We start from the raw sequence: 302 nt of genomic DNA on the forward strand, positions 1-302 counted from the left end.
AGATGATGCTGATGGTAGATAGGCATCTGCGCTCGGAAACCTATGCCACGGCGACCGCCGTGCTGGTCGATGCGCAGCAGGCTCATCCCTTCGCCGCAGTCTGGGGCGACGGTCATATCTCCTCCTCGGACGGGCAGTTCTTTCCGGCCGGCGGGCGCGGTGAAGCCAGCCTCGAATACAATGCAAAATACGGCAAACGGCCAGGTGCCTCGATCTATGGCTTTCTTTCCAATCGTTTCGCCTCCTTCTTCTCCCGGATGATCCAGGCGTCCGAGAGCGAAGCGCCCTACGTGCTCGACGGC

The 302-nt window shown here is 60.9% G+C and carries 1 protein-coding gene; it reads left to right on the top strand.

From position 1 onward, the window contains the following. The coding region (locus tag SB816_RS30750) for a Tn3 family transposase (protein ID WP_410548086.1) at positions 1-302 on the top strand (302 nt) is incomplete at both ends.

The sequence above is a fragment of the Achromobacter sp. SIMBA_011 genome (assembly GCF_046535435.1).
GTDB classification, from domain to species: Bacteria; Pseudomonadota; Gammaproteobacteria; order Burkholderiales; family Burkholderiaceae_B; genus Achromobacter; species Achromobacter dolens.